Genomic DNA, 12,572 nt, shown 5'->3' on the forward strand with positions numbered 1-12,572 from the left:
CCATTCTACGGATCTTTCGTGGGTCCTATTTTTGATGTTCCAATTTACATTATTTAATGATAAAACTAAATTCGTGGTCTTCTTCACCACTAATATGATAGGCTTCTTCTACATCCGCTCCCCATGAATCAATACCTCCGACTCCTCGGACTTTCGCCAACATCGTGACAACCGTTCGCCGTTCCGGTGGTAGTTCCTCCATGTGTGTCGCCTGTTCTAATTCTTCTGCTTTGAATGGTAATGCCGCAAAAGCAAATGGCGAATCCTTTTGTTCAAATCTTAAGGAAAACTCTTCCTGACTTTTATCTGCATTATTCAAGGTTGTCTTGCGCGTAATCTCTAACCACTTGGTATCCATATGGACGCCACAATCTTGTGGCACTAAATAAGGTGGGATTGGCAAGCCCTCCACATGATAGACCCCTGGTGCGCCACCAGCTTTACGATCCGGATAAGTTTCACCTGACAGGCCTTCATAATCGAAATGAGTGGCTTTTGTTGGCATGATCATGCGAAATCCTAATACTGGCAGCTCGGGTAATCCTTCCTTGCCATGATAGTACATGTTCACGTGTAGATCCCCTTGTTCGTTGACACGATACGTCATATCGACGGTCGTTTGTGGGGTTGTGTTGACTGCCAATGTGAAAGTGATCTCGACTGTATTTGCATACTCTTGGTTACTATAACGATTGTTGACTGGTGCGATCGGCAGTTCGATGGCTTGGTCGTTTATTGCAACATGGATTGCTTCCACTTTTAGATACAACCCTGCGCCAAGCCACATACTAGAGCGATACCCAAAGCCATTTCCTCGATCATTATCTGTCAATGCTCGCCAAAAAGTCGGTTGCGTTTCACGATAAAGCCATTCTTTTCCATTCTTTTTAAGTGATTCCAAACCACCTCTGGTGTAAGAGAAAATATAATGTTTTTCTTCTGTTTTGATTCCTAAAGTGCAGTCGCCATAAATGATTCTCAATTTAGGATCTGTATTTGCCATAATAGTATCTTACCTCCTGTAATGCTGGTTTTTCTTGTCCATTTGCAAAAACGATGCCGTTTCCGGAAAACTCATAATCACTTGGACGATCATCAAAATCCCCGCCGTAACGCATGACTTTTCGATTGGTCACTGGATCAAGTACCTCAAGTGCTTGATCTTTAAAATCCCAAATATATCCGCCTTGATACATCTCGTATTCATCTAATAATGCCATATAAGAACCTAATCCACCTAAAGAATTTCCCATATCGTGCATGTACTCGCACAAGATATATGGTTTATCTGCCTGATTCTCTAGATAATCAGCGACCGCCGCAGGTGTTGCGTACATACTACTTTTCATATCCGAAACAGAAGCTTCAAATGTGGGATCAACATAATTCCCCTCATAGTGAACAAAACGGTCTGGATCAACCTTCTTGAAGTATTCATTCATCAACCGAATATTCTCCCCTACATAGGACTCATTGCCTAAGGACCAGAACAAGATACTTGTATGGTTCTTGAACGTTTCAAAATGGGTTTTTGCTCGATCTAGCACCACTTCTCGCCATTGCGAAATGCCTCTTGGTACATTATAGGATGGCTCAAAAGCACCCATTTTTTGCCATGACCCATGTGATTCTAGATTGGTTTCTGCCATCACGTGGATACCTGCTCGATCGCAGAGGAAATACCAAGGAATCTGGTTGGGATAATGTGAGGTCCGGACGCCATTGATGTTGGCATTTTTAATCACTGCCAAATCCTTTTCCATGTCATCTAAGGTGATCGCACGTCCTGTTTTTTCACTCCACTCATGACGATTGACTCCATTGATGATCAAGCGTTTTCCATTCAGATACATCACTTTATCTTTTAACTCGATCTTGCGAAACCCGAATGGATACTCGACATATTCAGTCACTCCGTCACGGTCCCTGGTTTCAATTTCAAACGTATAGAGATTCGGCGCAAAATGATCCCATAATACCACTTCACCTAAATCAATACTGAGCTGCACTGTTTCGCCTATCGCTTGCTTTTCTTCATAGATCGTTTGTCTGTCTAAATCAAGGACCCGTACCTGTAAGTCGCTTTCAGCTGTAAGATTTTCAAAAGATAAGGACACATCCAATTTTCCTTTTTGATACGTGTCATCTAATTGAGGACGTAACCACAAGTCTTCTAAATGATTCTTGCCACGAGCAACTAAGACGACATTTCGAAAAATCCCAAAGAAACGGAAAAAATCTTGGTCTTCTAAAAAGGCAGCTGTGCTACGTTTGTGGACTTCGACTGCCAAACGATTCTCTTCTTCAAGATAAGGGGACAAATCAAATTCGGACGGTGTAAATGAATCTTCTGCATAACCGACGAAATGACCATTCAACCACACATACATGGCTTGTTCGACACCTTCAAAACGAATCGTGACATCTTTTCCCTTCAATCCCTCTGCTAATTGGAAAGTCGTGACATAGGACCCTACTGGATTTTCTTCAGCTTGAGAGAACATCCCTGCCATTTCCTTTTCTGAAGCAGTTGTATAAGCGGGACGACGAAACTCATGACCTTCCCAAGGATACATCGTGTTGATGTAATGGATCTTATCAAAATCACTTAGTTCAATGTGGCCAGGCACATGGATCGTGTCGAATGAACGATCATCAAAATCTTGTTCAAAAAACTCTTTGGGGCGCTTTTCTGCATTTTCAGAAAAATAAAAGCGCCATTCACCATTTAGCGACTGTAGTCGGGAACTTTGACTTCTTATTTCTTCTTTTGAACCGTAGACCGTATGATCACTGTGTGCCTTTCGCTGATTCACACGAAAAACTTGTGGATCATCTAACCAATCAATTGATGCTTGCATGTTCTTCTTCCTCTCCTGTAACTATTTTCTCAAAGTGAAAAATTTCTGTTTGAAAATCTCCGTGAAAATCAGGGAGATAAAACCCCATCGTCATTAACTCCGAGCCTGAATAAATCAATGAACTTTTACGTTCACGATACATCCCTTCCTCCAAACCAACCAAGCGGATCTCATGAAAAGGCGGTTGTCCAGAAGTTAATCGTCGTGCCATAAAGACCACGATCTCCTTTTTATTTGGAGAAACAAATTGCCACGCCGCAATGTTTTGTTCAAAGGGATTTTCTAAGCGGTCAAATTTTCCTTGTTGGATTGTTTGACGAATTTCTTTATACGTGCTGATCTGTTCTTTGATGATTTTCTTTTCTTGTTCGTCTAATGCGGTCAAATCTAGTTCATAACCAAATACCCCGCTCATCGCTACATCCCCGCGTGTCTTTAAATCTGTCACACGTCCACTTTGATGGTTAGGCGATGCAGAGACATGGGCACCCATGGATGAGATGGGATAGCCGAGACTCGTGCCATATTGGATATCGATCCGTTCCATTGCATCGGTATTGTCACTTGTCCAGGATTGTGGCATATAGTAAAGAATTCCTGCGTCAAAACGGCCACCCCCACCTGAGCATCCTTCCCATAAGATATCTGGGTAAGCTGTGATCAACTCTTCTAAAAGGTTATATAATCCTAAAACATACCGGTGATAGACCTCTCCTTGATTCTCCACGTAAGCAGAGTAAACATCTGATAAGGAGCGATTCATATCCCATTTCACATAATCGATCGGTACCTTATCCAAAATCTTTCGTAATTGCTGACTGATCGAATCTCGCACTTCTTTTCGTGTAAAATCCAAAACAAATTGCGACCGAGATGCTGCAGGCGTGCGTGCTGGTTCTTGCATCAAATAATCAGACGCCTGACGATACAATTCAGAATCGATCGAAATCATTTCAGGCTCCACCCATAGCCCAAATTTGAGGCCTCTTTCATGAGCATACTCTGCAATTCCCTTCAATCCATTCGCCAATTTCCCTTCATATTCAAACCAGTCTCCTAAAGAAGAAGTATCTGCATCTCTTTTCCCAAACCAGCCGTCATCTAAGACGAACATTTCCATACCTAACGCTGCTGCTTCATCGATCAGTGCTTCGATTTTTTTGCTAGTAAAGTCAAAATAAGTCGCTTCCCAATTATTGACCAAGATTGGACGTGGTTCGTACTGATACTTCCCACGTGCCACACGTTCTCGCAACAGCTCATGATGTATGTGGCTCATGCCATTTAATCCTTCGTCTGAATAAGAAAGGATCATTTCTGGCGTTTGAAACGCTTCATCGGTTGAAAGTTGCCATTGGAACTGATACGCATTGATGCCACCAACGATTCTTAGTTGATCGATTTGATCTTTTTCGATCTCGAACGCATGATTGCCAGAATAGATAAACTGTAGACCGATGGCTTCTCCAAGAACTTCCGTTGTATGGGTATGTGTCAAAGCGATAAAATTGTTCATTTGGTGACTGCTGCTTCCTCGTCGACTTTCAAATGATTTCACCCCCTCAGTGATCCGTTGTCTTGAAATCAAACGCTCTCTAGCGTGGGCTCCAGGTAAGGCGATCACTTCAGTAAATCTGCCCGAATTCGTCATATCTAATTGAAAAGAAGCTGCTTTATCTAACCAGATCATTTGTTCCGTTTGATTACGATACTTAGCAGATCGAACGATGGCTCCTCGTTTTTCATAGATCGTATAAAATAGATCTACATAAATTGGTAAATCGCGATCTTTCAATGTAACACATAACGTTTGTGCCTCTTGTTCATCCAATACATAGGTTTGTGGTAATCCTGTAAGCTTTGGTTTACCTTGGATGATCTGATACGTTTCATATCTTAAATCAAGCAAGCTAGAGCCATTCTCACGTGTGATGATCGTGGCTGGAATGCGATAATCCATACTTCCGTGTCCCGAAAATTCTTGTGGCAGCGTATCTTTTGAAAATGCCCGCTCATCATGCAAAGGAACATTTCCTGAAAAACCACGATCTCTTCTTGGGTATTTTTTGTTATTAGTATAGTTACTCACTTTTTTACCAAAATGAACATGGGTCAACACACCAGATTCTTCAATTTTCATCACATAAGAAATCAATGGATTCGACAAATGAAAAACATTTGTATCCGAATCGAATGCAATCAACGATTGTCTTTTCATTTCTTCACCTCACAAATTTTTAGAAACCGTTTACTTTTTAACTAACTCCTGTATACTGTTTACTAAACATATTTGTCAATAACTTTTTTTTATATTTCTTAAAGGAGTGATTTTATGGTAGGGATTCGTGATGTCGCTCGAAAAGCGAATGTCTCTCCTGCAACTGTTTCACGCATATTGAATCAAGATAAGACAATCCATGTCGCACCAGAAACAAAGAAACGGATTTTTGAAGTTGCAGAAAAATTGAACTATGATATCAATAAACGAAAATATATCAAAAAACGAATGCCATCGATCGGTGTGATCTCGACGATCAGTAAGGCAAGTGAAGCACAAGATGTCTATTACAAAGAATTACGCATGGGATTAGAAGAAGAAGCAAACCGCCTGCATATTGGCATGAATCGCATCTACAATCTCTCTGACAATCCCAAGGAATGGAAAGACTTAGATCAACTAGGAGCGATCATCGTAGTTGGAACAGTGACGAAGCAGTCGATCACTGATCTATTGACACAAAATCAGCATTTGATCGTTGTTGATAATCCTGATATCCAACAAGAAGTCGATATGGTTTATGGAGATTTGGAGCGAATGACCAAAGCTGTTTTAGAGTTGTTTCTAGAGAGTGGGCATCAACGGATCGCCTATATCGGTGGCTACCAAGTCGATATGGATGAACGAGGAGGCAAGACGATCAATCCAGATGAAAAACGCATCCGTGCCTATTTGCATTTCATGTCCGATCACCAGTTACAAGATTACAGTACGCACTATCTGGGAAATTGGACCGAAGAAGACGGTGAACGATTAGCTGAAGAGCTGATCCAAAGCTCTGATCCACTACCAACCGCACTCCTTGTAGGAAGCGATCCAATGGCAATCGGCGTCTATCGCACAATGAAAAAACACCATTTGGCCATCGGTAAAGACATCATGATCGCCAGCTTCGACAACATTGAAGCAGCCAGTAAACTAACTCCTGGCTTGACCACCGTCCAAATCAATGCCAATTCCATCGGTAAAGCCGCCGTACGCTTAGCCGTCGAAAGAATCGACCAAATCCGCGACGAACCCATTATTTTGACCTACCCCACCCGATTAGTGGTAAGAGAAAGCTTTGTGCCAAAGAGGTCGTGAAAGGCGCGTTCAGCACTGAGGCATAAGATAAAAAAATAGAAAATGGCTCTTTCATTTTTTATTTTTTTGGGTTATGTCCGAAGTGTTGCGCCTTGAACACCGTTTATCAGAGATCGTGAGAAAGCCGGTCAGCTCCGAGCAGTAAGGCGGAAATTGGGAAAATAGCTTCTCATATTTTTTCAATTTTCGACTTAATGTCGTAGGAGTTGGCTTTCGAACACCGTTTATCGAAGGTCGTGAAATGAGCGCTTTGACCTGAGCAGTAAGATAGGAAATCGGAAAATAGCTTCTCATATTTTTCGATTTTTTAGCTTAGTGTTGAATATCAGCTCCAATAATTGATTTTTTTCAGCAAAAAAAAAAACACTAAAAACAACTGGGTTGTTCTTAACGGTTTTTCTGAATACTTGGTTTATCGGCGTTTACTTAATTCCAGACCTCTTCTGCAATACTCTTGATCAACGCAATTTTCTGCCATTGCGCTTCTTCTGTCAAGATATTCCCTTCTTCGGTGGAGGCGAACCCGCATTGTGGGCTTAAACATAATCGATCTAAAGGGATGTAACGAGTAGCTTCATAAATTCGCTCAATGATTGTTTGACGATCTTCAAGTTCGCCGGATTTTGAGGTTATCAGTCCTAATACTACGAGTTTTTCTTCACTAACTTTCGCAAGTGGTTCAAAACCGCCTGAACGATCGTTATCATATTCTAAATAATAGGCATGAACATTTTCTTCCGTAAATAATGGCTCAGCTACAGCATCATACCCGCCAGCTGCTGCCCAGGTGGAGTGGTAATTCCCTCGACAGACATGGGTATTCAAAATCAAATCTTGTGGTTGATTTCCAAGAACCGCATTATTGATTTGTAAATAGGTCTGCGCCAACTCTTTGCGAATCTTGCTTTCCTCTTTATCACTCTCTGCTAAAAATCCTTCTGGTAAAGGTGCTACTAATACGCCCCACGTACAATCATCCAATTGGATCGTTCTGGCGCCTGCTTCATATAAATCTGCGATCACTTGCCGATAAGCTGTTACGATATCTTGAAAAAGTTCTTCGTTTGTCGGATAGATGGCACGAACATGAGGCAAAATGTCTGGACGTAACAACTCCACTAACAGTTGAGCTGGAGCTGGAATGGTTTGCTTTACTTCGATGCCCTCGGTCGTATAGTTACGGGTAAACCGAAAATGGTCCACAAAAGGATGGCTCTCTCCTGTGATTTTTTCTGTTACAATCACCGTTCCTGGACGTGTCTCTTCTCCGTGAAACTGATAACCACGCTCAGGTACAAAAAACTCGATACCTTGTAAACCAAAGAAAAAGTCCAAATGCCACCAACTCCGACGAAACTCACCATCTGTCACCGCATGTAAGCCAGCAGCTTCTTGTTTTTTGATCAGTTCGATAATGGTTTCATCTTCTATCTCTTTCAAATCAGTAGCAGAAATAAGCGATTCGTTATATGCTTTTCGTGCTTTTTTTAACTTTTCTGGGCGCAAAAAGCTCCCAACGATGTCATAACGAAATGGGGATGTTGAACGAGTAGTCATAAAAAAATTCCTCCTTAGATTGCGTAGTAGATAAAGACCTGATGAAAACAAAAAAACACTCATCCCTTTTGCCAAGTCTTGACAAAAGGGACGAATGCGTCGTGTTACCACCCTTATTTGCATTATCCTCACAAATAATGCCTCAACAATACCATCAGATATCCGGCGAGTTAACGGTCGCAGTCCGGTTTTACTCATTTACTAGTAAAACAAGCTCCAAGTTCATCTTCACTAAGGTTTCTGGTCTCCTTTTTCACCCACCGGAGTCTCTTTTTACCGTTGACCGTTAGTTACTCTTCTCTTCTACGCTTTGATATTGTCAATTACTATCCCATGTTTACTTCCGAATGTCAACTAATCCTACTTTCCCTCATTCACTTCGATCCAAGCTCGGTAATATTCAAAGGAAATATTTTCCTTTGTCGTATGGGTCAACAAGTATTGACCAATCGTTTGTCCTAATCGATAGCCTTGCTTTTGCAACCTGTCTTTTACTTCAGATAGATTATTATTTTTTGTGTTGTTCACTTCGACTTTTAGTAGAAATCGCACGTACTTTTTCGCAGGATCATTCTGCCAGATCGTCTGTGAACCTGGGAGTTCTTTCGTGTGCTCGTCCGTACAGAACCCATAAATACTATTCTGATTATTTTCTGGAAAATAAATCACGAAACTTGAATAATTTTTTAGATATTCCTTTGAATATAAGAGGTCATCAGATGCTGCCACGACGATTTTTTGAAAGGGAATTTCTTCTTCAGGAAATTTATCTGGTTCACTATCGATCATTTCTTTCAACTGTTTTTTTCTTGATAATACTTCTTTATGTTTTTGTTCTAAGATTTTTTTCTCATGATCCAAACGCTGTTCCGTTTCAGCTAAAATGTCGTACATCTCATTTAACGATTTACTATATAGATTTTTCATTTGCTTCATGGGAATATCGAGTTTTCGATAAAAATTGATGTCATATACTTGAAAAATAGCATCGATATCAAACAACCGATACCCGTTTTCCTCTTCTCTTGCTGCATGGATCAACCCTTCTGCATCCCAATACCGAATGGTTGATCGAGGGATATCCAATAACTCCGATACTTCCCCAATCGAATACAATCGTTTCATACCTTTCACCTCAATGATAGTTTATGCTTTTTCTTCTTGACCTTCAAGTAACTTTAAGGTGTAGAATGCGTATTTGTCGGGAAAAGGAGGAAACACAATGACATTATTAAAAACATCTATAAAAAACAATAAAGGAATTGCTTTACTTACTCTTTTATTTATCTGTTTACAACTGCTAGGAACCCTTGGTGTGCCAAAGTTAGTAGCTGATCTCATAGACACAGGGATTGCAAGTGGCGAAGTGAAACAAATCCAACAGATTGGAATTCAAATGTTACTTGTTGCTCTATTAGGCTCTTTTGCTGCAGTTGCCTCAAGCTACTGTTCTGCTTTGTTAGCCGCACGATTTGGCTATCAGACACGAGCAAGTTTTTTCAATAAATTCCAACAATTGTCGATGAAAGATGTCGATCAATTTAATACCGGTTCACTATTGACCAGGATGACCAATGACGTAGATAACGTCCAACAAATGATCGTCATGTTCTGTCAGATGATCATCCCTGCACCAATTATTTCATTATTTACGATTCTGATGATGTTGGAGCATTCCGTCAAGTTGACATTGATTACGTTAGGCTCGATCTTCATCTATGCGCTGATCACGTATTATTTGATGAAAAAAGGAACCCCTTTATCTTTGAGTATTCAACCGAAGATGGATCGTGTCACGACAACGTTGCGTGAATTCTTTACAGGTGTCAATATGATCCGTGCCTTCAACAATCAAGACTATGAAGAAAAAAGAACAAATGAAACCTTTGAAAATTACGCGCAACAGATGATCCGAGTCAATCGAATCTTTGCTTGGGTCACACCGATCGCCTTTTTACTCATGGGTATCGTTTATGCATCCATTTTGTGGTTTGGTGGAGGCTTGGTGGCTAATGGTAGCTTACAAATCGGTATAGTAACTGCCATTGTGGAATATTCGATGTTGACACTTGCCTATTTAATGATTGCCGCAATGGTTTTTGTTATCGTACCAAAATCAATCTCTTGTCTTAAACGAATCGAAGAAGTATTACAAGCTGAAATCGAAATCAAAGACCCCGACCAACCAGAAACTTTATCCTTCGATTCAGTCGATGATACTTTCTTATCCTTCGAACATGTGACGTTTCGCTACAACGAAAACGCCGATCCTGTATTGGAAGACATTGATTTTATTGTACCAAAAGGAAAAACGACAGCCATTGTTGGTGGAACAGGTTCAGGAAAAAGCACGATTGCAAAATTACTGTTACGTCTAAACGATGTTTCAAATGGACAAATCAAATTCGCAGGCACCCCGATCACAGAAATGAACCAAGAAACGCTTCGAAGCTATATTAGTTATGTTCCCCAAAAAGCATTTTTATTTAGTGGAACGATTCGCAGTAATCTATTGATGGGGAACGAACATGCGACAGATGAAGAACTAACCAAAGCAATTCGCATCGCACAATTGGATGAAGTATTAGAAAACCTACCGGATCAATTGGACAGCTTTGTGGCTCAAGGCGGAGATAATTATTCTGGCGGCCAAAAGCAAAGGATGTGTATTGCTAGAGCGTTAGTCAAATCTGCTGAAATCTATGTCTTTGACGATAGTTTCTCTGCATTGGACTATCGAACCGATGCTAAGTTACGTGGGGCGTTGCAACGTGAAATGGCAGATAAAACACTGATTATCATTGCACAACGTCTAAGTACCATCATAAATGCTGATAATATTATCGTTTTAGATGAAGGACGGATCGTTGGACAAGGCACTCATGAAGAATTGTTGAAAAATAATCGTTCGTATCAAGAATTTGCGAAATCACAAGGTATGTTAAAGGAGGGAGTCGATGGAAATGACTAAAACAACGATAAAAAAACAAAGCTTGAAACGTTTCTGGCGAATGATCCAGCCTGAACATAAAATCTTCTATGGTTCATTACTTTGCAGCTTGGTCGGTAATACATTAGTCGTTGCTATGCCACTAATCATGGGTATCGGGATCGATCAACTACTCGGGCGGATCAAAGAGGTTGGACTTAACCATATGACAGTAACAGATGTAAAAGAAACATTGCTTTTACCAGTGATCCTGTTGATACTCTTCTCCTTACTAAGTAGTATCACTTCCTTTATTCAAGAACGAGCGATGGCTTCATTAAGTGAACGAGTGACCTTACGTGTCCGTAAAGAAGTTACAAAAAAATTCAAAGCTCTTCCAATGGCTTTCTATGACCGTCATCAAGTTGGTGATATCATCAGTCGAACAACTACAGGTTTAAATCAGCTATCACAAGTATTGCTCACAGGGATCAATCAACTTTTCACCTCTCTTGTAACGATCCTATTAGCTGGTATCATGTTGTTTTACATCGATATCAAATTGACTTTACTTGTTCTTATTTTGATTATGATCAGCACAACTGTTACAACAAAATTCGCAAACAAGAATAAACAAATTTCTGATCATAACCAAGAAGAACTGGGAGATTTGAATAATAAAGCAGAAGAATATCTAACTGGGAATTTGGTGATCAAAACCTTCAACCAACAAGCATTAGCGATTGATGAAGTCAAGAAAGCAAATGAAAAACAATCGCAAGCTTTCAAAAAAGCGCAGTTCATGAATTTTGCGATTTATCCAGCCATCCGTTTGATCAATCAATTAGCATTTATCGCAAGTGCGGTCATTGGGGCAATAGCCGTTTTATCTGGTGGGATCACCATTGGTTTCTTACAAGCGTATTTGCAGTATATCAATCAAATATCAGAACCAATCTCCACTGCTTCATATGTCATCAATTCTGTACAATCAGCCATGGCATCCATCGAACGAATCTTTGAGATCATGGATGAACCAGAAGAAGCAATTGATCATGCAGTAGAAAATCCCATCATTGCACCACAAGGAGCAATTGAATTCAAACATGTTCGTTTTGGTTATACATCAGAAAAACCATTGATGAAAGATGTCAACTTCTCGGTCAAGCCACAACAAACGGTTGCCATCGTTGGGCCAACTGGTGCTGGAAAAACAACTCTTGTCAATCTTTTGATGCGTTTTTATGAAATTAATGACGGTCAGATTTTATTCGACGGTCATGACATCACCGATTTGCCGCGCCATGAATTGCGGAATCTATTTGGCATGGTACTACAAAATACTTGGTTATTCGAAGGTACTGTTGCAGAAAATATTGCTTACGGCAAAAAAGAAGCAACCAGAGATGAAATCATGCAAGCAGCTAAAATTGCTCAATGTGATCATTTTATCCGTACGCTGCCACAAGGTTATGACACCATTATCTCAAGCGAAAATGGGTCGATATCTCAAGGGCAACAACAGCTCTTAACGATTGCACGAGTCATTTTAGCTAATCCTGCAGTCGTCATTTTAGATGAAGCAACGTCAAGTGTCGATACACGTACGGAAGCCTTAATCCAAGAAGCGATGGATGCTTTAACTAAAAACCGGACCAGCTTTGTGATTGCCCATCGTCTGTCAACGATTGAACATGCGGATATGATCGTAGTGATGCAAAACGGAGACATCATTGAAACAGGAACGCATACAGAGCTATTGCAACAACCAACACTTTATGCAAGCTTATACAATAGCCAATTTCAAAATAGTTGAGCGATAAAAAACCAACTTAGTCTAGGATCACTCCGAAACTAAGTTGGC

General features: G+C 40.5%; 8 protein-coding genes and 1 other annotated feature. Of the genes, 3 read left to right on the top strand and 5 right to left on the bottom strand.

Annotation, left to right across the window (positions count from 1 at the left end):
* Window positions 1–49: 49 nt before the first annotated feature.
* The 3 genes from ACH0AK_RS10200 to ACH0AK_RS10210 are packed head-to-tail and all read right to left on the bottom strand — an operon-like array spanning window position 50 to window position 5,079.
* Window positions 50–1,003, bottom strand: coding sequence for a beta-galactosidase small subunit (locus tag ACH0AK_RS10200; protein ID WP_010735280.1), 954 nt, complete (start codon window positions 1,001–1,003; stop codon window positions 50–52).
* On the bottom strand, window positions 984–2,861 hold the full coding sequence (locus tag ACH0AK_RS10205; protein WP_224434820.1) for a glycoside hydrolase family 2 TIM barrel-domain containing protein: 1,878 nt from the start codon (window positions 2,859–2,861) through the stop codon (window positions 984–986). The genes ACH0AK_RS10200 and ACH0AK_RS10205 overlap by 20 nt, the downstream gene beginning before the upstream one ends.
* Window positions 2,845–5,079 carry an alpha-galactosidase gene (locus ACH0AK_RS10210; RefSeq protein WP_010735278.1) on the bottom strand — a complete coding sequence of 745 codons (2,235 nt, stop codon included), beginning with the start codon at window positions 5,077–5,079 and terminating at the stop codon, window positions 2,845–2,847. Before ACH0AK_RS10210 ends, ACH0AK_RS10205 begins: the two co-directional genes overlap by 17 nt.
* 114 nt (window positions 5,080–5,193) lie before the next feature.
* Here ACH0AK_RS10210 and ACH0AK_RS10215 point away from each other — a divergent pair, with 114 nt between their 5' ends.
* The gene (locus tag ACH0AK_RS10215; RefSeq protein WP_023519788.1) at window positions 5,194–6,222 is read left to right on the top strand and encodes a LacI family DNA-binding transcriptional regulator; all 1,029 of its coding nucleotides are present in this window, start codon (window positions 5,194–5,196) and stop codon (window positions 6,220–6,222) included.
* A gap of 426 nt (window positions 6,223–6,648) precedes the next feature.
* Here ACH0AK_RS10215 and ACH0AK_RS10220 read toward each other — a convergent pair whose 3' ends face one another.
* A complete protein-coding gene (locus ACH0AK_RS10220) occupies window positions 6,649–7,779 on the bottom strand; it encodes a 5-methyltetrahydropteroyltriglutamate--homocysteine S-methyltransferase (RefSeq protein ID WP_194179807.1) in 1,131 nt (376 codons plus the stop codon).
* A gap of 83 nt (window positions 7,780–7,862) precedes the next feature.
* Window positions 7,863–8,094 (bottom strand) — a binding site (T-box leader).
* Window positions 8,095–8,139: 45 nt separating this feature from the next.
* The gene (locus ACH0AK_RS10225; protein ID WP_226076913.1) at window positions 8,140–8,904 is read right to left on the bottom strand and encodes a MerR family transcriptional regulator; all 765 of its coding nucleotides are present in this window, start codon (window positions 8,902–8,904) and stop codon (window positions 8,140–8,142) included.
* Between the two features lie 97 nt (window positions 8,905–9,001).
* On the opposite strand from ACH0AK_RS10225, the gene ACH0AK_RS10230 reads away from it, so the two are divergent.
* Together ACH0AK_RS10230 and ACH0AK_RS10235 are read left to right on the top strand one after the other, a co-directional pair.
* Window positions 9,002–10,750 carry an ABC transporter ATP-binding protein gene (locus ACH0AK_RS10230; RefSeq protein ID WP_194179806.1) on the top strand — a complete coding sequence of 583 codons (1,749 nt, stop codon included), beginning with the start codon at window positions 9,002–9,004 and terminating at the stop codon, window positions 10,748–10,750.
* Window positions 10,737–12,524, top strand: coding sequence for an ABC transporter ATP-binding protein (locus ACH0AK_RS10235; RefSeq protein ID WP_499796882.1), 1,788 nt, complete (start codon window positions 10,737–10,739; stop codon window positions 12,522–12,524). The genes ACH0AK_RS10230 and ACH0AK_RS10235 overlap by 14 nt, the downstream gene beginning before the upstream one ends.
* Window positions 12,525–12,572: the final 48 nt, after the last annotated feature.

The sequence above is a fragment of the Enterococcus pernyi genome (genome assembly GCF_045371165.1).
GTDB classification, from domain to species: Bacteria; Bacillota; Bacilli; order Lactobacillales; family Enterococcaceae; genus Enterococcus_B; species Enterococcus_B pernyi.